Genomic DNA, 24409 nt, shown 5'->3' with positions numbered 1-24409 from the left:
CCTGGCTTTTGCATGAATATCGCTCATGTTGTTCAGGGGGGTGGCCCGGTAGAATCACCGGCAATTTTTCAGCGCACGCATTGAATCGGGACCGGATACATGTCACTTCGCCTCATCACTACTGCCGTCCTGGCACTGGTCGCCTGCGTTGCACAGGCCAATGGACTCGCCCCGGCGATTTCCTATACCCGCGACATTCAACCGATCTTTACCGAGAAGTGTGTGGCCTGCCATGCCTGCTACGACTCCGCCTGCCAGCTCAACCTGGGCAGTGCCGAGGGCGCGGCACGCGGCGCGAGCAAAATGCCGGTGTATGACGGCGAACGCAGCCAGGCCACGCCGACCACCCGTTTGTTTTACGACGCGTTTGGCAAGCAGGCCTGGCAGCAGAAGGGTTTCTATTCGGTGCTGGACGCCCAGGGCAGCCAGGCCGCGCTGATGGCGCGCATGCTGGAGTTGGGACATAACGCACCGCTGCAGCCGAATGCCAAGCTGCCAGACGAGATTGTGTTGGGCCTGAACCGCGAAAACATGTGCGCCACCCCCGGTGAGTTCAACGCCTACGCAGGCAGCCATCCCAAGGAAGGCATGCCGCTGGCGGTGACGGGCCTGACCGACCAGCAATACCAGACGCTGCAACGCTGGCTGGCGTCCGGCGCGCCGATTGATGAGCAGGGCCTGGCACCGAGTGCCAAGGAAGCCCTGCAGGTGCAGCAATGGGAAAACCTGCTCAACCAGCCTGGCGCCCGTGAAAGCCTGGTGGCGCGCTGGTTGTTCGAGCATTTGTTCCTGGCGCATATCTACTTTGAGAGCGGCGAACCGGGGCACTTCTTCCAATGGGTGCGCTCGCGTACGCCGAGCGGGCAGCCCATCGACCTGATCAGCACCCGTCGCCCCAACGACGACCCAGGCACGCGGGTGTACTACCGCCTGTGGCCGGTGCAGGGCGTGATCGTGCACAAGACCCACATCACCTATCCGTTTAGCGCGGCGAAAATGGCGCGAATCAAGGCGCTGTTCTATAGCGGCAACTGGCAGGTCAGCGCCTTGCCGGGTTATGGGCCCGGCCGGCGCGCCAATCCGTTCGACACCTTCGAGGCGATCCCGGCCAAGGCGCGCTACCAGTTCATGCTCGATAACGCCGAATACTTCGTGCGCACCTTCATTCGCGGGCCAGTGTGTCGTGGGCAGATCGCCACGGACGTGATCCGCGACAACTTCTGGACGCTGTTCCAGGACCCGGACCACGACCTGTACATCACCGATGCGCGTTATCGCGGGCAGGCCACGCCGTTGCTGGCCATGCCGGGGCAGAACGACGATGTGGGCAGTGTGCTGAGCCTATGGCTGGCCTATCGCGACAAGCGTAACCAGTACGAAGCGCTGCGCCGTGACAGTTATGCTGATCTGCCGCCACCGAGTTGGTCGAGCCTGTGGGCCGGTAACGACAATGCGCTGCTGAGCATTTTTCGCCATTTTGACAGCGCCTCCGTCAACAAAGGCCTGATCGGCGAAGTGCCACAGACGATGTGGCTGTTCGACTACCCGTTGTTGGAACGCACCTATTACCAGTTGGCGGTCAACTTCGACGTGTTTGGCAACGTCTCCCACCAAGCCCAGACCCGCCTGTACTTTGACCTGATCCGCAACGGTGCCGAGCAGAATTTCCTGCGTCTGATGCCGGCCGACTCCCGTGAAGACTTCCTGGACGATTGGTACCAGAACAGCGGCAAGATCAAGCTGTGGCTGGATTACGAAGCCATTGATGACGACAAACCCACGGGTCTGCACCTGAATGAACAGGACCCCAAACGCGACTTCGCCAACCAGTTGCTTGCCCGCTACGGCGACCTGAATGCCAGCCCGGACCCGATCAACCGTTGTTCTGGCGCCTATTGCTCGCGAGGCGGTATCGAGCCGGACTTGCAGGACGCCGAGCAGGCCCTCAGCCGGTTGACATCACGCCCGGCGGCCGGCCTCAAGGTCATCGAGCAATTGCCGGAGGCGACCCTGCTGCGCGTCGAGAGCCGCACCGGTAAGCGCGTGGTCTACAGCCTGTTGCGCAACCGTGCGCACAGTAACGTGGCGTTCCTGCTGGGTGAGGCCTATCGCTATCAACCGGGCCTGGACACCCTGACCATTTACCCTGGCGTGCTCAGCAGCTACCCGAACTTCATGTTCAACATTGCGGCCCAGGACGTGCCCGCGTTCGTGGCGCAAATGGAGCAGGCCAAGGATGCCAAGCAGTTCGAGAAGATCGTTGATCGCTGGGGCGTGCGCCGCAGTCATCCGTTGTTCTGGCAGTATTTCCACGATTTGTCGCAATACATCCGCGAGACCACGCCGGTGGAAGAGGGTGTGCTGGATATGAATCGCTATGAAAACCTCTGACTGGCGGGGTGCACCTTTTCCGACAAAAACACTCGGACTTTGTACCTCGGTAATAATTTGGCGTAAACTGCCAGCAAGCCTGTGAGGAGTTTCCATGACTGCCATAACCATTACCGACGCCGCCCACGATTACCTGGCTGACCTGCTGTCCAAGCAGAACACCCCAGGTATCGGCATCCGCGTCTTTATCACCCAGCCCGGTACCCAGTACGCCGAGACGTGCATTGCCTACTGCAAGCCCGGTGAAGAAAAACCTGAAGACACCGCCCTGGGGCTGAAAAGCTTCACCGCGTACATCGACCACTTCAGCGAAGCTTTTCTGGACGACGCCGTAGTTGACTACGCCACCGACCGCATGGGCGGCCAGTTGACCATCAAGGCGCCCAACGCCAAGGTTCCGAGCGTCAACGCCGACAGCCCGGTCAACGAGCGCATCAACTACTACCTGCAAACCGAGATCAACCCAGGGTTGGCCAGCCACGGCGGCCAGGTCAGCTTGATCGACGTGGTAGATGACGGTATTGCGGTGCTCAAGTTCGGCGGCGGTTGCCAAGGCTGCGGCCAGGCGGACGTGACGTTGCGCGAAGGCATCGAGCGCACCCTGCTGGAGCGCGTCCCGGAGCTCAAGGGCGTGCGCGACGTGACTGACCACACGCAGAAAGAAAACGCCTACTACTGAGTAAGGCGTTCACTGCGAAGAAAAAAACGGCGCCCCGTGAGCGCCGTTTTTTTTGCTTAAAATTCATGATCTTATGCAAGATATCTAACAGATACGATTAAGTGTGGGAGGGGGCTTGCCCCCGATAGTGTCATGTCAGCCGCCACATAAGACAGCTGATGCACCGCCATCGGGGGGGCAAACCATCTCCCACATTTTTTTATATTTATTAAGTTAAATCATAAGGTTGTAGGTTTTTTGTGAGGTAAAATGTCATGGTCGATAAAGGTGCGCATGCCCCGCCCGATACAGCGACGACTCACTGAAACTGTCATTCGCGAGTACCCGTCCCACGACGATCAACGCTGTGCGCCGAAACCCCTTGGTCGCCACCTTCTCTGCGATATCACTGAGGGTGCCCACCGCCCAATCCTGATCCGGCCAGGTCGCGCGATGCACCACGGCAATCGGGCAATCTGCGCCATAGTGCGGCAGCAGTTCGGCGACGATCTTTTCCAGATGATTGACCCCCAGATGAATCGCCATGGTCGTACCGTGGCGGGCCAAGCTGTCGAAATCTTCGCCGGTCGGCATGCTGGTCTTATCGGCATAGCGGGTCAGGATCACGCTCTGGGCGATGTCCGGCAGGGTCAGTTCGGTCTCAAGCAGCGCTGCACAGGCCGCTACGGCAGTGACGCCGGGGATGATCTGGAATGCAATGCCCAGCTCACGCAAATAGCGGATCTGCTCGCCAATCGCGCCATAAAGGCTTGGATCACCGGAGTGCACACGCGCCACGTCCTGGCCTTTGGCGTGGGCGGCCTTGATCAGGTCGATGATCTGCTCTAGATGCAGTTCGGCACTGTTGACCACCTGTTCTGCCTGATGACCCTCCAATACCGCCGCGGGCACCAGTGAGCCGGCATAGATGATCACCGGGCAGTTGCGGATCAACCGCTGGCCTTTGACGGTGATCAATTCCGGGTCGCCGGGGCCGGCGCCGATGAAGTAGACGGTCATGGAGAATTCCTGTGAAAAAAACGGACGAGCATGAATATTGCTCATGATCGAAGAGGTCGATTATCGGGGTTTTAACCGGCGCAGGCCAACGCAAAGGTGGCCTGGGCGGTTTTTTTGCGAGTGACCAGCAAGCGGGCAGAGCCGCTATAGAGGTGTTCGGCGAGCGCCAGGGCGGCGCTCTCGGCAATGCCGTAACAGCCAGTATGGGCAAACGCGACAGCGGATTTGTGGCTCAGCCGGTCGGCATACACGGCCAATTGTTCGGCGCTGAAGCACTGCAAAGGCAGCTCCAGCAACCGAGCCAGGGCGAGTAACCCTGGTTCATCCTGTTTGCGGTCGATACTGGCCAGCGCGGTGACGCGCTGGCGTTCAATGCCCGCCTCGGCGAGCGCGGTATCAAACAGCGCCAGCAGGGTGTCTACACCACAACCCCGCTGGCAACCCAGGCCGACCACGTAGGTCATGCCGAGTATTGGTCATCACGGTTGCGACGGAACAGCCAGGCACTGATCAGGCCAAGGGCCAGCCAGAACGCCACGTTGGTCAACTGCGAGGCGATCTTGAACTGCGCTTCGAGGGCTTGCGGCGCCAGCATCGAATGGGTTTCCGGCTGCGGTGCACCGATCACATGCGGCACCACCAGGATCGCCACGCCCAGGACTTTCAGTAGCCAGTTGCGACCAAACACGATCAGGGCAATACCCACAGCCGTCGAGGCAGCGGTGCCGATCCACCAGGTTTGGCGCAGCGCCAGGTCCGCGGCTGCCGTGCCCGGCAACTCGGGTGGCAGGCCCAGGGTTGGCGCCAGTACGAAGGTCGCATAACCGGCCAGGCCCCACAGCAGGCCTTGAGCCGTGCGGGTTGGGGCGCGCAACGTGTACAGGCCGGCCAGCATCAGTGCAAAACCGACCGCGACCACCAGGTTGCCACCGGTGGTGGACAGTACGCGCTGCCAGCCATCCTCCGGCTCCCAGGCTTCGGCGTCGTGGGTGTGTGCAGCGGCGCCAGCGGCGTGTTCATGCACCACTTCGGTTGCTGCAGGGGCCTTTTCAAAGGTCTCCGCCTGCAGAATCAGCGGCGCGACCCAGAAACTTTGCAGCAGGGTCAGCAGCAGTGCGGACAGCAGGCCGGTGAAACCTGCGGTTTGGGCAATACGCTTGATCATGTCGGCAGGTCTCAGTGGCACGGGAACGCAGCGCTATGGCGAGTATCGTGGGCAGCGTTGTGCACCGCCTCGATATGCGAAAAACCGGCGAAATACACCAGGCACGCGCCGAGGATCGACGCACCGATGGCGGCGGTCAGGCGTTGGCTCAGGGTAGAAGTGCTGCTGGCGGAGTGCGAAGTGCTGCTGATGATCGACATGGCGCGTCCCTTTCAGGTGTCTTGCGTGAAACGAGCGCATGAAAACCCCGCGAGCCAGGCACGCAGGGTTTCGAACAGCGCCCGCCCACCGCGGGTTTGTTATCTGATTTTTTCGGGCCGGTCTCCGGGCTTGCGAGGGACACAGGGTCTATTAAGCATCGCCTTCCCATGCCGTAATGGCACAGTGGATCTGACGCTTCACTCGCTTACCGTTGCGGGGGCAGCACCGGACTGGTCATGCGCGCATGATTTACCGGTTTCCCGTTTCACCCTGTGAAGGGCACCCGAAACAAGATGTGTAGGAGAGCATGGGCAGTGGGCGGGCGTCAAATAGAAGACTGACGCCCCGCGGTTTACGGCAGGCGTTCCAGTGGATGTTGATCAGGCAGGGCGATGGGGCGAGTAAGAGGTCGCCATGCGTGCGTACGTAATATCGGACAAATTAAACCTGTCGTCTGGTTTGGTTGTATGCAAGAACGCATCGGGCGTTATATCCAAGTGACGAAGCAGGTAAGGTCGATTAAGAAGTTCTTTGGCAACGGCTGTTGCATTATAGGAGAAATCTCTAGTGCTCCGTATTTCGCGTGCAGCCTCTCGCAGTTCGTTAAAGTTTACATATTCATCGTTAGCACCCTCGGCGAACTCGCGAAAATAAACTCTAACTTGCCCCAGCAAAGACCCATCGCTAAGACTTTTGAAGTCTCCAGCGATAATAGCGACATTGTTCCAGGTTGCCTCGATGTAGGGCTTTACACGGATGTGTGTAAAGAGTGACGTCATTAGGTCTGGGCGGCTGATGACCTCCTTCGCAAGCTCTATTTGCTCTTGTTTGGCATCTCGTCCGTCGTGTAGTTTGCCTGCCGCCATCTTTTTTAGGTCGGTCAAGTGAAAGCTGTTGCGTGCCTTGCCGTCCGGGCCTTCCAGGTCGCGGAAATGGTCCAACAGTTCTTTGGCCAGCAACGGGTTGCTGTAGTTCTCGAAAAAAGTAATGTCTGATGGTTTTTTTTGTGCCGCTGCGAGGGGCAGAGAATCAGTCTTGGGGTGTACGTTGCCAGTCACTTCGATCGATGCCGAAGGGAGGGGGCAGTAGTTTGAGTGCGTATTGAAAATTCCATAGTGTTTTTGTCCGAGTTGGGTATGCTGGGTTGAACTTCGTCTATTGGCAACGCTGCTCCGAGGATGGGTGGTGTTTTTCGATATTTCTGTTCCCTGTACTCATTTGGGAACTGATTGCGTTAAGTTACAGCGCTTCGTCAATTCGTATGGACTAAATAATTAGTCTGACTTCAAGGCGAGCTTTTACATAAGTTGCTCACTATTGCCGTCTGCACTGATATCAAAGGTTCTGAACCAAACGCCTAATGATGGGCGTCCGTTTTCAACCCCTGGATAGTGTTCAAGCGGGCGGTCTGGCCGTTTCGACATTGACCCGCTCTCACTCACTGCGTAGCCTTGCACCCTCGAGGTTCTTCAGCTCAGGCCGAAGCTAAGAAGGGAACGCGGTTCAAGCCGCGGCTGCCCCCGCAACTGTGAAGGGTTTATCCGACTGCCACGCCACTGCCATAAACGGCGGGAAGGCGCAGCCGGCGCCGGTCTCACGACCCGCAAGCCCCAAGCCAGGAGACCTGCCTCGCAACTGATTTTCCAATTCAACCGGGCGGGGTGATCCGGTGACGAAATCCGCTTCTGCGCAATGCCGCAGGGCCTATCGTCCCGTATGCCCGCCCCAAAGGGCATCCGATGAAAACACTGGCCAAACTCCCCGTCACTATCGTCACCGGCTTCCTTGGCTCGGGCAAAACCACCTTGCTGCGCCATATGCTCGATAACGCCCAGGGCCGCCGCATTGCCGTGATCGTCAACGAATTCGGCGAGTTGGGCATTGACGGTGAAATCCTCAAGCAGTGCTCCATCGGCTGCACCGAAGAAGAAGCCAACGGCCGCGTGTACGAGTTGGCCAACGGCTGCCTGTGCTGCACCGTGCAGGAAGAGTTCTTCCCGGTGATGCGCGAACTGGTCGCCCGTCGCGGGGACCTTGACCATATCCTTATCGAAACCTCGGGCCTGGCCCTGCCAAAACCGCTGGTGCAAGCCTTCCAGTGGCCGGAAATCCGCAGCGCCTGCACGGTTGACGCGGTGATCACCGTGGTCGACAGCCCGGCCGTGGCCGCCGGCACCTTTGCCGCGTTCCCCGATCAAGTGGATGCTCAGCGCAAACTCGACCCGAACCTGGACCACGAATCGCCGCTGCACGAGCTGTTCGCCGACCAACTGGCCAGCGCCGACCTGGTCATTCTCAATAAATCCGACCTGATCAGCGCCGAAGACCTGGCCCGTGTACGCCTTGAAGTCGCCGAAGAACTGCCGCCTGCTGTGAAAATCATCGAGGCCAGCAGCGGTCGTGTGCCTCTGGACGTGTTGATTGGCCTGGGCGCAGGCTCCGAAGAACACATCGACGGTCGCCACAGTCACCACGACCATCACCACGAAGGTGAAGACGATCATGATCATGACGCGTTCGATTCGATCTCCATCGACCTGCCTCAGGCCGACGAAGCGCTGCTGCTCGACGCCTTGACCCAACTGGTGGTGCAACACGGCATCCTGCGCGTCAAAGGCTTCGCCGCGATCCCGAACAAGCCGATGCGCCTGTTGATCCAGGGCGTGGGCACGCGTTTCGACAAGCACTTCGACCGCGCCTGGACGGCCGATGAAGCACGTATCACGCGCCTGGTTTTGATCGGCCAAGACCTGGACGCGGCGGGCCTTGAAGCGCAATTGCGCGCTGCGCTCAGCGTTTAACCCATGCACCTGCTCAGGACCCAGCCCGGTGGTTTCGTCGCGGACGACAATATTGCCGACCTTGGCCAAACGCCCGCCGAACTGGTGATCCTGTGCAGCGGTGATTCCAGCCTGGCGCTGCTGGCCGAAGCGGCCCAGCAGTTGCCCGACGATTACCCCAGCCTGCGCCTGGCCAACCCGATGCAGGTGCAGAACCACGCCTCGGTCGACCTGTATGTCGATGAGGTACTGCGCCATGCCAAGGTCATCCTGATTTCCCTGCACGGTGGCATCGGTTACTGGCGCTACGGCATCGAGCGCTTGGTGGAATTGGCCGAGCGCGGCGTGCAACTGATCCTGGTGCCGGGGGATGATCGCCCGGACCCGGAACTCAGCAGCCTGAGCACGGTTAACGCCCAACAGCGCGACCGCCTGTGGCAGTTCCTGCGCCAGGGCGGCCTGGGCAACGCGCTGGATTTTTATCGCTGCCTGGCCAGCGCTTACCTGGACCGCGACTATGCGTGGGCCGAGCCGCAAACCTTGGCGCGCACTGCTATTTATCACCCGCACAAAGCCAATGCCCGTCTCAATGACTGGCAAGCGGATTGGCACGCCGATCATCCTGTGGCAGCGGTGCTGTTCTACCGCTCCCACTTGCAGGCGGCCAATACCGGTTTTATTGACGTGTTCTGCCAGCGCTTGCAGGCGGCGGGCCTCAACCCGTTGCCGATGGCGGTGGCCAGCTTGAAAGAACCCGGCTGCCTTACGGTAGTCGAGGATTTGCTGGATGAAGTGCGCGCGTCGGTGATTCTGAATACCACCGGCTTCGCCCAATCGAGCCCCGAAGCCCCGCATTTGCGCCCGTTTCGCCGCAATATTCCAGTGATCCAGGCGATTTGCGCCCAAGACAACCAGCCCGGCTGGGAGGCCAGCGAGCAAGGCCTGGGCCCGCGTGACCTGGCGATGCACATTGCCTTGCCGGAGTTGGACGGGCGCATCATCAGCCGCCCGATCAGTTTCAAGGACCTGGCCTGGCGCAGCGAGCGCAGCCAGTCGGACGTGGTGTGCTACCGCGCCGCGCCCGAACGCATGGATTTTGTCGCCGAACTGGCACGCCGCTGGGTCGAGCTGGCGCGGGTGCCGAATGCAGATAAACGCATCGCACTGATCCTCGCCAACTACCCGACCCGCGACGGCCGTATCGGTAACGGTGTCGGCCTGGACACCCCGGCGGCGGCGCTGAATATCCTGCGGGCGTTGCAGGCTGAAGGTTACCCGGTGCCCGCAGTATTGCCGGAAAACGGCACCGCCTTGATCCATGATTTGCTGGGCGGCGTCACCAACGATCTGGACAGCCTGGACCTGCGCCCGTGCCACCAAAGCCTGGGCCTGGATGACTATGAGGTGATGTTCAAGCGCCTGCCTGAAGCCAACCAACAGGCCGTGCTGGAACGCTGGGGCACACCCCATAACGATCCGATGTTCCGCGACGGCCGCCTGATGATCGCTGGCCTGCGCCTTGGCCTCACGTTCGTCGGCATTCAGCCTGCACGGGGCTACCAGGTAGACGCCAGCGCGGTGTACCACGACCCGGACCTCGTGCCGCCCCATGGCTACCTGGCGTTCTATTTTTGGCTGCGCCACACCTACGGTGCCCATGGCGTGATCCATGTGGGCAAGCATGGCAACCTGGAATGGCTGCCGGGCAAGGGCGTGGGCCTGTCGGAAAATTGCTGGCCTGACGCGTTGCTGGGGCCGCTACCGAACATCTACCCGTTTATCGTCAACGACCCAGGCGAGGGGGCCCAGGCCAAGCGTCGCACTCAGGCCGTGATCATCGACCACCTGATGCCGCCGCTGACCCGCGCCGAAACCTACGGCCCACTGCGTAACCTTGAGCTGTTGGCAGATGAATACTACGAAGCCCAATTGCTTGACCCACGCCGCGCCCGTGAGCTGCAAAAAGACATCCTCAAGCTGGTGCGCGAAACCCGCATCGACCAGGAGCTTGAACTGGATGGCGACGCCGATGCTGCGATCTGGCTGCCGCGCCTGGACACCTACCTGTGTGACTTGAAGGAGTCGCAGATCCGCGATGGCCTGCATATCTTCGGTGAGTCGCCTGAAGGCCGCTTGCGCATTGATACCTTGCTGGCCTTGCTGCGCATCCCCCGTGGCGATGGCCGTGGCCCGCAATCGAGCCTGTTGCGTGTGTTGGCCAAGGCCTTTGAGTTGGGTTTCGATCCGCTCGACTGCGCCTTGGCCGAGCCATGGACCGGTCGCCGCCCGGCGGTGTTGCAGGCGATCGACGCACAGCAATGGCGCACGGCCGGGGATACCCGCGAGCGCCTGGAACTGTACGCGGCGCGCTTGATCGAGCAGGCGTTGGAAGGCCCGCTTGAACAGCTGGAAGAGCTCGGCTGGGAAGACGTGAAGGCGGTCATCGAAAGCCTGCGCATCGTCGTGGCACCGCGCCTGGACGCCTGCGGCCCGGCGGAAATGCGCGGTTTGCTGGATGCCCTCAGTGGCCGCTTCGTCCCGGCCGGCCCGAGTGGCGCGCCGAGTCGGGGCCGTCTGGATGTGCTGCCCACTGGGCGCAACTTCTTTACCGTCGATGTGCGCAACCTGCCCACCACCACGGCCTGGCGCATCGGCTTCCAGTCAGCCAACCTGATTCTTGAGCGGCATTTGCAGGACCACGGCGATCATTTGCGCCAGTTGGGCCTGTCAGTGTGGGGCACCGCGACCATGCGCACCGGCGGTGATGATATCGCCCAGGCCATGGCGCTGATGGGCGTGCGCCCGGTGTGGGCCACGGGCAGCCAGCGGGTCGACGATTTTGAGATCCTGCCGGTCAGTTTGCTGGACCGCCCGCGTGTGGATGTGACGCTGCGCGTGTCCGGGTTCTTTCGCGATGCGTTCGCCAACCTGATCCGCCTGTTCGATGCGGCGGTGCAGGCGGTGGCGGCCCTTGATGAGCCGGACGACATGAACCCGCTGGCGGCCAAGGTGCGCAGCGAACGTGAAGCGTTGCTCAAGTCCGGCCTGGACGAAGAAACCGCCGCGAAACAAGCCGGTTGGCGCATCTTCGGCGCCAAGCCCGGTGCCTATGGTGCGGGTGTGCAGGGCGCGATTGACGGTCGCTTGTGGCAAAGCCGCGAGGACCTCGCCGAGGTTTACCTGAACTGGGGCGGCTACGCCTATGGCGCTGCCGACGAAGGCACCGCCGCCCGCGAGCAATTCGCCCAACGCCTGAGCCAAGTGCAGGCCGTGCTGCAAAACCAGGACAACCGCGAACACGACCTGCTCGACTCCAACGATTACTACCAGTTCCAGGGCGGCATGCTCGCCGCCGTGGAAACCCTGAGTGGTGACAAGGCCGCCAGTTATCACGGCGATCACAGCCAGCCGGACTTGCCCAGGATTCGCACCTTGAAGGAAGAGCTGAACCGGGTGATCCGCTCCCGCGCCGCCAACCCCAAGTGGATCGACGGCGTGAAGCGTCATGGCTATAAAGGCGCGTTTGAAATGGCGGCGACCGTGGACAATCTGTTCGCTTTCGACGCTACCACTGCGCTGATCGACGATCATCAATACGCCTTGCTCGCCGACGCCTACCTGCTCGACCCCGACACCCGAGCCTTTGTGCAACAGCACAACCCCGCTGCATTACGCGACATGACCGAGCGCATGCTGGAAGCGCAGCAGCGTGGCCTGTGGCAGGAGCCAGGGGCGTACCGTGAGGCGCTGGAAAACCTGTTGCTGGATATAGAAGAAGACAGCTAGGGCTTGGACTTTCGCTGTTTGTGTCAATCCTGTTTGTTGAGGCGAACAGGCTTTTTTGGGGTGAGCGGGCTTGCCCCGCGCTGGGGCGCGAAGCGGCCCCAAGACAATGCAACTCGGTTTGTCTGGAAAAACGGGGGTGGCTTTGATGGGGCGGCTGCGCCACCCAGCGCGGGGCAAGCCCGCTCACCACAACAAGCGCACCCACCCGACAGGGCAGTTCACTAAGACAAGCCTGTTTATCCAGGATGATTGCCTGTACTGCAGAATTTAAAGAGAGCTCGGATGACTGATATTCCCCATTTCCCGCTGTCCGCCGTGGTCGGTGCCGACGCTTTGAAACTGGCGCTGTGCCTGACCGCCATCGACCCGAAGATCGGCGGCGTACTGATCGAAGGCCCGCGTGGCATGGCCAAGTCCACACTGGCTCGTGGCCTGGCGGACCTGCTTGCCAGCGGCCAGTTTGTCACCCTGCCGTTGGGGGCGACCGAGGAGCGCCTGGTCGGCACTCTGGACCTGGATGTTGCTCTGGGCGAAGGCCGTGCGCAGTTCTCGCCAGGCGTACTGGCCAAGGCCGATGGCGGCGTGCTGTATGTCGATGAAGTCAACTTGCTGCCCGACCACTTGGTTGACTTGCTGCTGGACGTGGCCGCCAGTGGCACCAACCTGATCGAGCGCGACGGTATTTCCCACCGGCATTCGGCGCGTTTTGTGCTGATCGGCACCATGAACCCGGAGGAGGGCGAGTTGCGTCCGCAACTGCTCGACCGTTTCGGTTTCAACGTGGCCTTGAGCGGGCAGACCGTGCCGGCGCAGCGTGGGCAGATCATTCGTCGGCGCCTGGATTTCGACAGTGACGCGGTTGCATTTTGCGCGCAATGGGCCGAACCACAGGCGGCCTTGCGCGAGCGGTGTACCCGGGCGCGGGCGCGGCTCGCCAGCATCGCCTTGGACGATCAGGCGTTGGCGCAGATCACCGAGCGTTGTTTTGCCGCCGGTGTGGATGGTTTGCGCGCGGACCTGGTCTGGCTGCGTGGCGCCAGGGCGCATGCGGCGTGGCGCGGTGCGGATGAGATTGCCGAGGAGGATATCGACGCAGTGGCCGAGTTTGCCTTGCGCCATCGGCGCCAGGAACAGTCGCCTCCGGCCAGTCCGCCGCCTGAAGGCCAATCACCCAAACCCTGCGACACCTCTCCTGGTCAAGGCCAATGGGGTGATATGCCTGCACCGCCACTGCCTACCGGCGCTCGCCGCGAAGTCCCCACCTGGCCAAAAAAGCCCTAGGCATCCGCCCCCGACCTGACGCGGGGGCGGATGCGCGGCCCAAGGCAGGGCGACTGGACAGAGGCAGGCAGGGCAAGGCGCGCAGCGCGCAACAGGGCTCGATCAACTGGCCGGGCACTTTGCTCGGTGGTCGGCCGCAGTCCCGTGAGGATCTGCTGTTTCACCTGCGCAGCCGGCCCGCGCAGGAGCTGTGGCTGGTGATTGTCGACGCATCGGCCTCCACTCGGCGTCATCATGCGTTGAGCGATGCCAAGGGCTTGCTCGCCCAGCTGTTTGATGATGCTTATCGACAGCGCGCGCGCATGGCGTTGTTGACGGCCAGCGGGCAATCGCCCAAATGGCAGGTGCAGGGTTTGAAGGCAGCGAAGAGCATGGCCGGTTGGCTGGAGCAGCTTGGTGCGGGCGGTGGCACGCCGTTGCTGGCGGCACTGACCGAGGCCGGGCATTGGCTGGCGGCGCGGCGCAGGCGTTATCCAGCTGAGCAGCAGAAGTTGCTGGTGATTACCGATGGCCGGCTCAAGGACATTGCCGGGCTGCCTTTGTTGGAATGTTCAGGGTTGCTGGTGGATATCGAGCGTGGGCCGATCCGACTGGGGCGTGCGCGGGAGCTGGCGGCTGGGTTGCAGTTGGATTATCGGCATATCGATAGGGTGTAGTGCCGGTGGCGCGGCCATCGGGGGCAAGCCCCTCCCACATTTTGGAGTGCGTTTCAAATGTGGGAGGGGGCTTGCCCCGATGAGGTCATCACCTACACCTCAGATCTATCAGCCAGCCCCCGGCACATTCGGCCAAAGATCCGCCACCAGAAACAATCGCTGCGCTTCCTCCCACTCATCACCGTTCTGCACCAGCCGCACCAACAACTGCGCCGGCGCCAGCCACGCATGGCGCGGCAGGGGTTGCCAGCGGCCCGGTGCGTTGGCGCTGACAAAGGCTGGCCAATCCCGTTGATGCAACCAACGCCCACGCAAATGCTGCGGGTGAGCACCGTCGGGTGGGCCGGCAAGACCGGGCCAGGGATAGAGCAAATACCCACCCAGCCACAAATGCGCATCGAACTGCTGGATATCCAGCGCCGCCAATACTTCGCGGCTTTCCGCTCGCGCCGAAATCGGCAGTTGATGCTGGGCCAGGTGCGCCAGCTTGCGGTCCAGCCGGTCATGGCAACCGGGCCCCAGCCACTGCGCCGTGTCTTGGCCATTGCCGTCCTGCGGCCCCAGATAGAGCTTGATCGCCAGTTCCAGGTGGTGCACGCCATCGCGGTCGCGCAGCAGCATGTCCAGCTCACCCAGCGTATGCCCTGCGCGGCGGATCGGCAGGTTGGCGGCGAGCAATTCCACACCCGGCGCGTGCTGCACGGCGAATTGCCACAGCCGTTCGTAATACAGACCCAGGCGCCGTGTGCGGGCCAGGCTCAGCCAATGCTGCAAGGCGCTGCTGTCGTGGTCCAATTGCCGTAACCAGTGTTCCAGAAGATGGGGCGCCTGCACCCAGTCACTGCCTGCCAGCGGGTGGCGCTGCGGCCAAGGCGTTTGCGCGAGCATCGGCGGGGCAAGCACCACCCACGCCAGGTCGCGCACCTCGGGGTGACGCAATTGACGGGGTAAGGCGTGCAAGTCGGGGAATACGGTCATGGTCCGAGCATAGCCTTTTAAGCTGAATGCAGTTGCCTGGGAAGCGCTGAGAACCATTGTCATCAAGGCTTCACGGCGACAAAGGATTTTGCCTCACGCGGCCTTTCGCCCATAATCGTTTCTTTTTTGCCATACCCCACGTCCCGCAGGAGCCCCATGGAGCACTTTCGCAATATCGGCATTATCGGTCGCCTGGGCAGTACCCAGGTGTTGGACACCGTCCGCCGGCTGAAAAAATTCCTGCTCGAACGCCACCTGCATGTGATCCTCGAAGACACCATCGCCGAAATTCTCCCCGGCCACGGCCTGCAAACCTCGTCGCGCAAGATGCTTGGCGAAGTGTGCGACATGGTCATCGTGGTCGGCGGCGACGGCAGCCTGCTCGGCGCGGCACGGGCTCTGGCGCGGCATAACGTGCCGGTGCTGGGGATCAACCGGGGCAGCCTGGGGTTCCTCACCGATATCCGCCCGGATGAGCTGGAAGTCGAAGTGGCCAAGGTGCTCGACGGCCATTACCTGGTGGAGAACCGGTTCCTGCTGCAAGCCGAAGTGCGCCGCCACGGCGAGGCCATCGGCCAGGGCGACGCGCTCAACGATGTGGTGCTGCACCCCGGCAAGTCCACGCGCATGATCGAGTTCGAGCTCTACATCGACGGCCAGTTCGTGTGCAGCCAGAAGGCCGACGGCCTGATCGTCGCCACACCGACCGGCTCCACCGCCTATGCGCTCTCTGCCGGTGGCCCGATCATGCATCCCAAGCTGGATGCCATTGTGATCGTGCCGATGTACCCCCATATGTTGTCCAGCCGGCCGATCGTGGTCGATGGCAACAGTGAGCTGAAAATCGTGGTGTCCAAAGACATGCAGATCTACCCGCAGGTTTCCTGTGATGGGCAGAACCATTTCACCTGCGCCCCCGGCGACACCATCACCGTGAGCAAAAAGGCGCAGAAGCTGCGGTTGATCCACCCGCTGGACCACAACTATTACGAAGTGTGCCGTACCAAGCTGGGCTGGGGCAGCCGCTTGGGGGGTGGAGGCGACTGATGCTCGATCCCGCGCGTAGCTACGACCTGATTGGTGACGTGCACGGCTGCGCTCATACCCTTGAGCACTTGCTCGACCAAATGGGTTACCACAAGCAGGGCGGCACCTGGCGCCATCCGTCGCGCATGGCGGTGTTCCTTGGCGATATCATCGACCGCGGCCCGCGCATTCGCGAGGCGCTGCATATCGTCCATGACATGGCCGTGGCTGGCCAGGCACTGTGCATCATGGGCAACCACGAGTTCAACGCCCTGGGCTGGGCCACGCCGGCACCGCCGGGCAGTGGCCGGCAGTTCGTGCGTGAGCACACGCCGCGGCATGAACGGCTGATCCACGAGACCCTGACCCAGTTCGCGCATCACCCGGCTGACTGGCATGACCTCCTCGGCTGGTTCTACGACATGCCGCTGTTTGTCGACGCCGGGCGTTTTCGCGTGGTGCATGCGTGCTGGGACGAGGGTTTCATCCAGCCGCTGCGTGCGACGTTCCCGGATGGCTGCATCGACCAGCACTTCCTGCAGGCCGCCGCCGTACCGGGCAGCTTTGCCTGCAATGCGTTTGACCGCCTGCTGCGCGGCACCGACATGCGCCTGCCCGATGGCCTGACGCTGACCGGTGGCGACGGCCTGACGCGCTCGTTCTTTCGCACCAAGTTCTGGGAAGATGACCCGAAGACCTACGGCGACATCGTGTTCCAACCCGATGCACTGCCTGAGCCTGTGGCGCGCACGCCACTGACCTCGACCGAAAAAAATTCACTGCTGCGCTACGGCGTCGACGAGCCCTTGCTGTTCGTCGGCCACTACTGGCGCAGCGGCAAACCGGCGCCGATCCGTCCCAACCTGGCCTGCCTGGACTACAGCGCGGTGTTGTACGGCAAGCTGGTGGCGTATCGACTGGACCAGGAAACGTGCCTGGATCCGAACAAATTCGTATGGGTCGACGTTGAACGCCCAGAGGTCATCAAATGAGTACCGTGGCTGTATTGCGCTTGCCCCTGAATGTTGACCTGGGCGGCTTCGTCAAATTGCTGCAACGCATGCAAGTGCCCCATCGCGTCAGCGAGGAAGCGGGCGAGCAGGTGCTGTGGGTGCCCGAGAGCATCAGCGACGATGTGCGCGTGCTGTATCAGCGCTTTCCCGCCGGCGACCCGGACAAGCAACTGGATATTCCCGAACAGCCGCTCGCTGCCCGCCCAGGCTTTATCCAGCAAGTACGCTACAGCCCGGTGACGGCGTTGGTGCTGCTGGCGAGCATCATTGTCGGCGCCGTGACCCTGTTGGGCGAAAACCTGCAAACCATGGCCTGGCTGACGTTCCTGCCGTTCCAGATCACGGGCGAGTACATCCAGTTCACGACCCTGGCCGACAGTTTTGCGTCGGGGCAGTGGTGGCGGTTGGTGACGCCGATGCTGATCCATTTCGGCATCCTGCACCTGGCCATGAACGGTATGTGGTACTGGGAACTGGGGCGGCGCATCGAAGCGCGCCAGGGCAGTATCAACCTGCTGGGGCTGACCCTGTTGTTCAGCCTGGTCTCCAACTACGCTCAATATGCCTACGGCGGCCCCGGCTTGTTTGGTGGGTTGTCCGGCGTGTTGTACGGCCTGCTCGGGCATTGCTGGATCTTTCAACTATTGTCGCCCAACCCAGCCTATCGCTTGCCCCGTGGGGTGCTGGTGATGATGCTGGTATGGCTGGTGCTCTGCCTGTCGGGGCTGGTCTCGATGATCGGCTTCGGCGAAATCGCCAACGCGGCCCATGTGGGCGGCTTGGTTATCGGTTGCCTGACGGGTTTGCTGGGCGGGCTATACAACCGCCGCAAATCTTCTATTTGATAAGGAAGAGCCTTATGTCCTCTTTTGCTGAAATGATCGAAAACATCACGCCGGATATCTACGAGAGCCTCAAGCTCGCCGTGGAAATCGGCAAGTGGTCCGATGGCCGCAAGCTCACCGCCGAACAGCGTGAACTGTCCCTGCAAGCGGTGATCGCCTGGGAAATCCAGAACCTGCCGGAAGACCAGCGCACCGGCTACATGGGCCCGCAGGAATGCGCGTCCAAGTCCGAGCCGGTGGCGAACATCCTGTTCAAGTCGGATGCGATCCATTGATTGAAATTGGTCGCGGTGCAGTCAGCAAAATGTCGGCGCAACTCGGTGAGCCGACCGTTCAATATGCGTTTCGCCTGGGCGATACCGAGGTGCCGGTCAACCCGTTGATCGGCACTCATGTGCGCCTGGAGTACCTCGGTGCCATCCATTGCAGCCATTGTGGTCGCAAGACCAAGACCAGCTTCAGCCAGGGTTATTGCTACCCGTGCATGACCAAGCTGGCCCAGTGTGACCTGTGCATCATGAGCCCGGAGCGTTGCCACTACGACGCCGGAACCTGCCGTGATCCAGGCTGGGGTGAGCAGTTTTGCATGACCGATCATGTGGTGTACCTGGCCAACTCGTCGGGGATCAAGGTTGGCATCACCCGCGCCACCCAACTGCCGACGCGCTGGCTGGACCAGGGCGCGAGCCAGGCGCTGCCGATCATGCGCGTCGCCACGCGCCAGCAGTCTGGTTTCGTCGAAGATGTGTTGCGCAGCCAAGTGGCTGACAAGACCAACTGGCGCGCATTGCTCAAGGGTGATGCGCCACCTGTGGACCTCAAGCAGGTGCGTGATGAACTGTTGGCCACCTGTGCCGAAGGCCTGGAAAACTTGCAGGAACGCTTTGGCCTGCAAGCCATCCAACCGGTAACCGACATCGAGCCGATTGAGATTCGCTACCCGGTGGAGCAGTATCCGGCCAAGATCGTCAGCTTCAACCTGGACAAGAACCCGATTGCCGAAGGCACGCTGCTGGGGATCAAGGGCCAATACCTGATCTTTGACACCGGCGTTATCAATATTCGCAAGTACACGGCCTACCAGCTCGCCGTGCATCAGTAAAAGGATGCCACCCATGCGCACCGAACAACCGAAGATGATTTACCTGAAGGACTATCAGGCGCCGGACTACCTGATCGACGAGACGCACCTGACCTTCGAGTTGTTCGAGGACCATAGCCTGGTCCACGCGCAGCTGGTGATGCGCCGTAACCCGGAGCGCGGCGCTGGTTTGCCGCCGCTCGTGTTGGATGGCCAGCAGCTTGAGCTGTTGAGCGTGAACCTGGCCGACCAGGAGCTGACGGACGCCGACTATCAACTGACCGACAGCCACCTGACCGTGCATCCCAAGAGCGACACCTTCACCCTCGACACCACGGTCAAGATCCACCCGGAAACCAACACCGCCCTGGAAGGCCTGTACAAATCCAGCGGTATGTTCTGTACCCAGTGCGAGGCTGAAGGTTTCCGCAAGATCACCTATTACCTCGACCGCCCGGACGTGATGAGCACCTTCACCACCACGGTGATCGCCGAGCAGCACAGTTACCCAGTGCTGCTGTCCAATGGCAACCCGATTGCCAGCGGGCCTGGCGAAGACGGCCGCCATTGGGCCACCTGGGAAGACCCGTTCAAGAAACCCGCTTATCTGTTTGCCCTGGTGGCCGGGGATTTGTGGTGCGTCGAAGACAGCTTCACCACCATGACCCAGCGTGAGGTGGCGCTGCGCATCTACGTCGAGCCGGAAAACATCGACAAGTGCCAGCACGCCATGACCAGCCTGAAAAAATCCATGCGCTGGGACGAAGAAACCTACGGCCGCGAGTACGACCTCGACATCTTCATGATCGTCGCGGTCAACGACTTCAACATGGGCGCGATGGAGAACAAGGGCCTCAATATCTTCAACTCCAGCGCCGTGCTGGCCCGCGCCGAAACCGCCACCGACGCCGCGCACCAGCGCGTCGAGGCGATTGTTGCCCACGAATATTTCCACAACTGGTCGGGCAACCGCGTGACCTGCCGCGACTGGTTCCAGTTGTCGCTCAAGGAAGGCTTTACCGTATTCCGCGACTCGGGCTTCTCGGCTGACATGAACTCGGCCACGGTCAAGCGCATCCAGGACGTGGCGTACCTGCGTACCCACCAGTTCGCCGAAGACGCTGGCCCGATGGCCCATGCGGTGCGTCCGGACAGCTTTATCGAAATCTCCAACTTCTACACCCTGACCGTGTACGAAAAAGGCTCGGAAGTGGTCGGTATGATCCACACCTTGCTCGGCGCTGAAGGCTTCCGCAAAGGCAGCGACCTGTACTTCGAGCGCCACGATGGCCAGGCCGTGACCTGCGACGATTTCATCAAGGCCATGGAAGACGCCAACGGCGCCGACCTCAGCCAGTTCAAGCGTTGGTACAGCCAGGCCGGCACGCCGCGTCTGGCGGTGAGCGAGTCCTACGACGCCGCAGCCAAGACTTACAGCCTGACCTTCCGCCAGAGCTGCCCTGCCACCCCGGACAAGGTCGAGAAACTGCCGTTCGTGATTCCGGTCGAGCTGGGTTTGCTGGACGGGAAGGGCGCCGGTATTGCGTTGCGTCTCGCCGGTGAAGCGGCGGCTGGCGGCACGTCCCGCGTGATTTCGGTGACTGACGCCGAGCAGACCTTCACCTTTGTCGATATCGCCGAACAGCCGTTGCCTTCGCTGCTGCGCGGCTTCTCGGCGCCGGTGAAACTGAGCTTTCCATACAGCCGCGATCAGTTGATGTTCCTGATGCAGCACGACAGCGATGGCTTCAACCGTTGGGATGCCGGCCAGCAACTGTCGGTGCAGGTGTTGCAGGAACTGATCGGCCAGCATCAGGCGGGCCAGGCGTTGAAGATGGATCAGCGCTTGATCGACGCACTGCGTACGGTATTGAGCGATGAAACCCTCGACCAGGCCATGGTTGCAGAAATGCTGTCGTTGCCGGGTGAAGCCTACCTGACGGAAATCAGCGAAGTGGCGGATGTCGATGCCATCCACGCCGCCCGTGAGTTTGCACGCCAGCAATTGGCCGACAATCTGTTCGAAGGCCTGTGGCTGCGTTATCAGGCCAATCGTGAACTGTCCAAGCAAACGCCGTATGTCGCGGCGGCCGAGCACTTTGCCCGTCGTGCGTTGCAGAACATCGCACTGTCATACCTGATGCTCAGCGCCAAGCCCGAAGTGCTGGCGGCGACGCTGGATCAGTTCGACACCAGCGATAACATGACCGAGCGGTTGACCGCGTTGGCGGTGCTGGTGAACTCGCCGTTCGACGCTGAAAAAGCCCAGGCCTTGGCGGTGTTTGCCGAGAACTTCAAGGACAACCCGCTGGTCATGGATCAGTGGTTCAGTGTGCAAGCTGGCAGCACCTTGCCAGGCGGCTTGGCGCGAGTGCAAGCGTTGATGGAGCACCCTGCGTTTACCATCAAGAACCCGAACAAGGTGCGTGCACTGGTCGGCGCCTTTGCCGGGCAGAACCTGATCAACTTCCATGCCGCGGATGGTTCGGGCTACCGCTTCCTGGCGGACCTGGTGATTCAGCTCAATGGCTTCAACCCGCAGATCGCCTCGCGTCAATTGGCGCCGCTGACCCGCTGGCGTAAATACGACAGTGCGCGGCAAGCGCTGATGAAAGCTGAGCTGGAGCGTATTCGTGGCTCGGGCGAGCTGTCGAGCGATGTGTTCGAGGTGGTCAGCAAAAGCCTGGCTTAATAGCGCTGCACAAGGGGCGCAGCTGGGGTGGGGCTGCGAACCCTCTTACTGGGTGGGTTGACAAGCCTCGCCCAAAATCCAGACTTTGTTGATAGGCTTTCGGTTTGCAAAGTAATCATCCTTCTCGGCGATCCCACCCACCGAGAAATATGTGTTATGTCGATAAGCAATGTGCCTCTGACCCCCTTGGCCAGCGCTGACTTTCAGCGAATGCAGGACTTTCGTCAGCGCGATGAGCGCGGCGGACACCGACCGGATAAACAAAAGCCTTCCTATACCGGTGATCAGGCTTCCGATCATATTGCTGCCAGTGGTCCACCCCCTTGGTTGACACGAACGGCAATGGGAAGACGGAGCTGAGCTACACATTTTTGAATCACCCGCCGTTGGACTTTCACGACTCGGGGCTTGCAGGCTTTTCGGCATTTAACCGTCAGCAAAAAGATGATGCGCTTCGGGCCATGCAAAACTATGGTGACGTGTCGCACCTCACGTTTACTAAAGAACCCGCCAAGGGGCCTGCCAAAGAGGGAGAGGGGCATCTCGGGTTTGGCAATTTTGCGGGTACGACCGATCCCACAGCCGGCTTTCGTGGCGTCACTTTACCGAGCGCAGAGCGCGATGGGCTGGACAGCTTTTACCGCAATAAACCGCTACCCAGCACTGCCACTTCTCCCGCTCCCGCCGTTCCCGGCAGTTTCTTGAAGCTGCATGAAGTTGGACATCAGTTAGGTCAGGGGCACCCGGGCTTCTACAATGACAACCACAAACTAGGATTTGAGAAGGCTCAAACCTATCAACAGGATACGAATGCTTTCACGGTCATGAGTTATTGGCCCGAAACCCACAGTGGTCATGACTTCACGAAAGACGGGGTTCGACATTATCCCAAGGGCTTGATGATGGACGACATCATCTCAATCCAAAAGCGTTACGGCGCCAACCACGAGACACGCTCCGGTGATACGGTCTATGGTTTCAACTCCAATACCGGTCGGGATCACTACAGTGTCAAATCCAACCATGATCCCTTTGTCGCGTCGATATGGGATGGCGCAGGGCATGACACGCTGAACCTGTCCGGTTACAACGATGACCAGAAAATCAACCTCAATGCAGGTACGTTTTCCGATGTGGGTGGGATGAAAGGGAACCTCTCCATTGCCCCGAACGTAGTCATTGAGGATGCCACCGGCGGGGCAGGCAACGACCTGATACTGGGCAACCAGGCTTCCAACAAACTAGTTGGGGGCGGCGGCAATGATGTGATCGACGGTGGCGCGGGGCAGGACCGGCTATGGGGCGGGTCGGGAAAAGACACCTTTGTGTTTTCCGACGCCAGCCATTCAACGGCCAAGGCGCCGGATACGGTCATGGATTTTCGCCGCAAGGAAGACTTCATTGATGTATCCAGCATTCGTGCAGCGACTGGAAAACCCACGTTGAGCTATGTCCATGAGTTCACTGGGCAGGCAGGAGAGGCCCGGCTCACCTACTACCCTAAAAAAAGGCTGAGCACCCTGGAGATCGACCTTCATGGCAAAGGTATGGCGGACTTCAGGGTTGATGCTCTGGGCAAAGTCTTGAAGCGCAATATCGTCACCTGACAGGGCAGAGCAGTGCCGTGCCTTGGCGTCCTCTCTGCGTTTACTGCTGACATTTTCTGGCAGTAGGCTCTGCTAAGCTGCGGCACTTTTTGCTTGTTCGGCGGGATCAACGTGTCGCGTACCACTCGTCTACTGACCTTGTTGCAGGCCCTGCGGGGCAAGAAACGTCCGGTGACCGCTGCTGTGCTGGCGGCGCAGCTGGAAGTGTCCGAGCGCACGCTGTACCGCGATATCGCCGAATTGACCGCCCTGGGCGCGCCGATTTTCGGTGAGGCCGGGGTCGGGTACGTGCTGCGCAGCGGGCTGTTCCTGCCGCCATTGATGCTCAACGCCGAAGAAACCGAGGCTGTGGTGCTGGGCTTGCGTTATGTGGATCAGCGCGGTGATGAGGTATTGAGCCGGGCGGCCGCCAACGCGCTGGCCAAGATCGCCGATGTACTCGACCCCGCCGCCCAGGAAGCCCTGCGCAACCCGACGCTGTTGCCCGGCCCACCGGGGTTTGGCTACCCGGAAAACCGCGTGGCGCTCAATGTGTTTCGCGAAGCCATTCGCAACCAGGCCAAGTTGCATATCGACTATGCCGATGCCAGTCAGGCCCAGAGCCAGCGCCTGGTTTGGCCGTTGGCCCTGGGTTTCCTCAATGAGGTGCGGGTGATTGTGGCTTGGTGTGAATTGCGCGGCGCCTATCGCACTTTTCGCACCGACCGTGTGGCAAGTGCGCAGGCCCAGGATGGCCGGTATCCGGGACGGCGTAGCGACCTGTTACGGGCCTGGCGCACCTTGATGGAACAGAATGAATCCGCGCCGTTCACTCCTGACAAAAACTGACACAGCCCTGGCTTAGCATGGCGCCATAAATCACCAAAAAGGAGCTGTGCCATGTCCCCGTCTGAATTGGCCCCGGCCATCGCGGCCTATATTGCGGCGGCCAATGCCCGCGACACCTCGGCTGTTTCCCAGTGGTTTGCCGATGATGCGAACGTGTTTGATGAAGGCGAGCACCAGGTCGGCACTGCCGCCATTGCGCGCTGGATGGAAGACACCGCACGGCGTTATCAACCTCGGGTCGAAGTACTCAATGTGCAACACCGCACTGGCAAAGTGTTGGTCAGCAACGTGGTCTCCGGCAATTTCCCAGGTAGCCCGCTGGAGTTGCGCTACACCTTTCGCCTTAACGAGCAGGGCAAGATTTCACGGCTGGATATCTCGCTGTAGGTCATAATCGCGGG

General features: G+C 61.0%; 22 protein-coding genes and 2 riboswitches. Of the genes, 15 read left to right on the top strand and 7 right to left on the bottom strand.

Features of this window, described 5'->3' with window-relative positions:
• Positions 1-99 precede the first annotated feature (99 nt).
• On the top strand, positions 100-2391 hold the full coding sequence (locus tag PspS35_RS16205; protein ID WP_159935749.1) for a fatty acid cis/trans isomerase: 2292 nt from the start codon (positions 100-102) through the stop codon (positions 2389-2391).
• Positions 2392-2485: 94 nt separating this feature from the next.
• A complete protein-coding gene (nfuA, locus tag PspS35_RS16200; RefSeq protein WP_032887092.1) occupies positions 2486-3070 on the top strand; it encodes a Fe-S biogenesis protein NfuA in 585 nt (194 codons plus the stop codon).
• 252 nt (positions 3071-3322) lie between these two features.
• On the opposite strand, the gene cobM is transcribed toward nfuA, so the two are convergent.
• The 5 genes from cobM to PspS35_RS16175 form a co-directional block, all read right to left on the bottom strand.
• A complete protein-coding gene (cobM, locus tag PspS35_RS16195) occupies positions 3323-4069 on the bottom strand; it encodes a precorrin-4 C(11)-methyltransferase (RefSeq protein WP_159935748.1) in 747 nt (248 codons plus the stop codon).
• A 71-nt stretch (positions 4070-4140) separates the two neighbouring features.
• On the bottom strand, positions 4141-4533 hold the full coding sequence (locus PspS35_RS16190; RefSeq protein ID WP_159935747.1) for a cobalamin biosynthesis protein: 393 nt from the start codon (positions 4531-4533) through the stop codon (positions 4141-4143).
• Positions 4530-5234, bottom strand: a complete 705-nt coding sequence (locus PspS35_RS16185) for a CbtA family protein (RefSeq protein WP_159935746.1) — start codon at positions 5232-5234, stop codon at positions 4530-4532. Before PspS35_RS16185 ends, PspS35_RS16190 begins: the two co-directional genes overlap by 4 nt.
• An 11-nt stretch (positions 5235-5245) precedes the next feature.
• The gene (locus PspS35_RS16180; RefSeq protein WP_012723860.1) at positions 5246-5434 is read right to left on the bottom strand and encodes a CbtB-domain containing protein; all 189 of its coding nucleotides are present in this window, start codon (positions 5432-5434) and stop codon (positions 5246-5248) included.
• A 97-nt stretch (positions 5435-5531) separates the two neighbouring features.
• A riboswitch (cobalamin riboswitch) is annotated at positions 5532-5737 on the bottom strand.
• A 78-nt stretch (positions 5738-5815) separates the two neighbouring features.
• Positions 5816-6493 carry a hypothetical protein gene (locus PspS35_RS16175; protein ID WP_159935745.1) on the bottom strand — a complete coding sequence of 226 codons (678 nt, stop codon included), beginning with the start codon at positions 6491-6493 and terminating at the stop codon, positions 5816-5818.
• A 387-nt stretch (positions 6494-6880) separates the two neighbouring features.
• A riboswitch (cobalamin riboswitch) is annotated at positions 6881-7082 on the top strand.
• A 92-nt stretch (positions 7083-7174) separates the two neighbouring features.
• Between PspS35_RS16175 and cobW the strand changes: the two genes are divergently transcribed.
• The 4 genes from cobW (at position 7175) to PspS35_RS16155 (ending at position 13938) form a co-directional block, all read left to right on the top strand.
• Positions 7175-8236: a cobalamin biosynthesis protein CobW gene (cobW, locus tag PspS35_RS16170; RefSeq protein ID WP_159935744.1), complete on the top strand. Its 1062-nt coding sequence runs from the start codon at positions 7175-7177 to the stop codon at positions 8234-8236.
• Positions 8237-8239: 3 nt separating this feature from the next.
• Positions 8240-12001, top strand: a complete 3762-nt coding sequence (gene cobN, locus PspS35_RS16165) for a cobaltochelatase subunit CobN (RefSeq protein WP_159935743.1) — start codon at positions 8240-8242, stop codon at positions 11999-12001.
• A 282-nt stretch (positions 12002-12283) separates the two neighbouring features.
• Positions 12284-13282: an AAA family ATPase gene (locus PspS35_RS16160; RefSeq protein WP_159935742.1), complete on the top strand. Its 999-nt coding sequence runs from the start codon at positions 12284-12286 to the stop codon at positions 13280-13282.
• A 53-nt stretch (positions 13283-13335) separates the two neighbouring features.
• Positions 13336-13938: a VWA domain-containing protein gene (locus tag PspS35_RS16155; protein ID WP_159938057.1), complete on the top strand. Its 603-nt coding sequence runs from the start codon at positions 13336-13338 to the stop codon at positions 13936-13938.
• A 108-nt stretch (positions 13939-14046) separates the two neighbouring features.
• On the opposite strand, the gene PspS35_RS16150 is transcribed toward PspS35_RS16155, so the two are convergent.
• Entirely contained in the window at positions 14047-14916 is an 870-nt protein-coding gene (locus PspS35_RS16150) for a DUF1853 family protein (protein ID WP_159935741.1), read from the bottom strand.
• A gap of 156 nt (positions 14917-15072) precedes the next feature.
• On the opposite strand from PspS35_RS16150, the gene PspS35_RS16145 reads away from it, so the two are divergent.
• Genes PspS35_RS16145 through pepN form a run of 6 tightly spaced genes read left to right on the top strand, consistent with a single transcriptional unit; the run spans position 15073 to position 21573 of the window.
• Positions 15073-15963 carry an NAD(+) kinase gene (locus PspS35_RS16145; protein WP_003190745.1) on the top strand — a complete coding sequence of 297 codons (891 nt, stop codon included), beginning with the start codon at positions 15073-15075 and terminating at the stop codon, positions 15961-15963.
• Positions 15963-16934 carry a metallophosphoesterase gene (locus PspS35_RS16140; RefSeq protein WP_159935740.1) on the top strand — a complete coding sequence of 324 codons (972 nt, stop codon included), beginning with the start codon at positions 15963-15965 and terminating at the stop codon, positions 16932-16934. Before PspS35_RS16145 ends, PspS35_RS16140 begins: the two co-directional genes overlap by 1 nt.
• Complete coding sequence (locus PspS35_RS16135) at positions 16931-17800, top strand: rhomboid family intramembrane serine protease (protein ID WP_159935739.1); 870 nt, start codon at positions 16931-16933, stop codon at positions 17798-17800. The genes PspS35_RS16140 and PspS35_RS16135 overlap by 4 nt, the downstream gene beginning before the upstream one ends.
• Positions 17801-17814: 14 nt before the next feature.
• Positions 17815-18075, top strand: a complete 261-nt coding sequence (locus PspS35_RS16130; protein WP_122541572.1) for a DUF1315 family protein — start codon at positions 17815-17817, stop codon at positions 18073-18075.
• Positions 18072-18902, top strand: a complete 831-nt coding sequence (locus PspS35_RS16125; RefSeq protein ID WP_159935738.1) for a DUF2797 domain-containing protein — start codon at positions 18072-18074, stop codon at positions 18900-18902. The genes PspS35_RS16130 and PspS35_RS16125 overlap by 4 nt, the downstream gene beginning before the upstream one ends.
• A gap of 13 nt (positions 18903-18915) precedes the next feature.
• Positions 18916-21573, top strand: coding sequence for an aminopeptidase N (pepN, locus tag PspS35_RS16120; protein ID WP_159935737.1), 2658 nt, complete (start codon positions 18916-18918; stop codon positions 21571-21573).
• A gap of 45 nt (positions 21574-21618) precedes the next feature.
• On the opposite strand, the gene PspS35_RS16115 is transcribed toward pepN, so the two are convergent.
• Positions 21619-21873 carry a hypothetical protein gene (locus PspS35_RS16115; RefSeq protein WP_159935736.1) on the bottom strand — a complete coding sequence of 85 codons (255 nt, stop codon included), beginning with the start codon at positions 21871-21873 and terminating at the stop codon, positions 21619-21621.
• 23 nt (positions 21874-21896) lie between these two features.
• On the opposite strand from PspS35_RS16115, the gene PspS35_RS16110 reads away from it, so the two are divergent.
• The 3 genes from PspS35_RS16110 (at position 21897) to PspS35_RS16100 (ending at position 24395) form a co-directional block, all read left to right on the top strand.
• Positions 21897-23180 (top strand): M10 family metallopeptidase C-terminal domain-containing protein, encoded by a 1284-nt coding sequence (locus PspS35_RS16110; protein WP_159935735.1) that lies wholly within the window; start codon positions 21897-21899, stop codon positions 23178-23180.
• A 111-nt stretch (positions 23181-23291) separates the two neighbouring features.
• Positions 23292-24008 (top strand): YafY family protein, encoded by a 717-nt coding sequence (locus PspS35_RS16105; RefSeq protein WP_159935734.1) that lies wholly within the window; start codon positions 23292-23294, stop codon positions 24006-24008.
• A 51-nt stretch (positions 24009-24059) separates the two neighbouring features.
• Positions 24060-24395, top strand: a complete 336-nt coding sequence (locus PspS35_RS16100; protein ID WP_159935733.1) for a nuclear transport factor 2 family protein — start codon at positions 24060-24062, stop codon at positions 24393-24395.
• Positions 24396-24409 lie beyond the last annotated feature (14 nt).

The organism is Pseudomonas sp. S35 (genome assembly GCF_009866765.1).
Lineage (GTDB): Bacteria > Pseudomonadota > Gammaproteobacteria > Pseudomonadales > Pseudomonadaceae > Aquipseudomonas.
Note: the sequence above shows the minus strand (reverse complement) of the source record. Positions and strands in the feature narration are given on the sequence as shown.

Coding starts and splice junctions, on each gene's coding strand:
- PspS35_RS16205 (WP_159935749.1), top strand. CDS start 100: ATGTCACTTCGCCTCATCACTACTGCCGTCCTGGCACTGGTCGCCTGC.
- nfuA (WP_032887092.1), top strand. CDS start 2,486: ATGACTGCCATAACCATTACCGACGCCGCCCACGATTACCTGGCTGAC.
- cobM (WP_159935748.1), bottom strand. CDS start 4,069: ATGACCGTCTACTTCATCGGCGCCGGCCCCGGCGACCCGGAATTGATC.
- PspS35_RS16190 (WP_159935747.1), bottom strand. CDS start 4,533: ATGACCTACGTGGTCGGCCTGGGTTGCCAGCGGGGTTGTGGTGTAGAC.
- PspS35_RS16185 (WP_159935746.1), bottom strand. CDS start 5,234: ATGATCAAGCGTATTGCCCAAACCGCAGGTTTCACCGGCCTGCTGTCC.
- PspS35_RS16180 (WP_012723860.1), bottom strand. CDS start 5,434: ATGTCGATCATCAGCAGCACTTCGCACTCCGCCAGCAGCACTTCTACC.
- cobW (WP_159935744.1), top strand. CDS start 7,175: ATGAAAACACTGGCCAAACTCCCCGTCACTATCGTCACCGGCTTCCTT.
- cobN (WP_159935743.1), top strand. CDS start 8,240: ATGCACCTGCTCAGGACCCAGCCCGGTGGTTTCGTCGCGGACGACAAT.
- PspS35_RS16160 (WP_159935742.1), top strand. CDS start 12,284: ATGACTGATATTCCCCATTTCCCGCTGTCCGCCGTGGTCGGTGCCGAC.
- PspS35_RS16150 (WP_159935741.1), bottom strand. CDS start 14,916: ATGACCGTATTCCCCGACTTGCACGCCTTACCCCGTCAATTGCGTCAC.
- PspS35_RS16145 (WP_003190745.1), top strand. CDS start 15,073: ATGGAGCACTTTCGCAATATCGGCATTATCGGTCGCCTGGGCAGTACC.
- PspS35_RS16140 (WP_159935740.1), top strand. CDS start 15,963: ATGCTCGATCCCGCGCGTAGCTACGACCTGATTGGTGACGTGCACGGC.
- PspS35_RS16135 (WP_159935739.1), top strand. CDS start 16,931: ATGAGTACCGTGGCTGTATTGCGCTTGCCCCTGAATGTTGACCTGGGC.
- PspS35_RS16130 (WP_122541572.1), top strand. CDS start 17,815: ATGTCCTCTTTTGCTGAAATGATCGAAAACATCACGCCGGATATCTAC.
- pepN (WP_159935737.1), top strand. CDS start 18,916: ATGCGCACCGAACAACCGAAGATGATTTACCTGAAGGACTATCAGGCG.
- PspS35_RS16115 (WP_159935736.1), bottom strand. CDS start 21,873: ATGATCGGAAGCCTGATCACCGGTATAGGAAGGCTTTTGTTTATCCGG.
- PspS35_RS16100 (WP_159935733.1), top strand. CDS start 24,060: ATGTCCCCGTCTGAATTGGCCCCGGCCATCGCGGCCTATATTGCGGCG.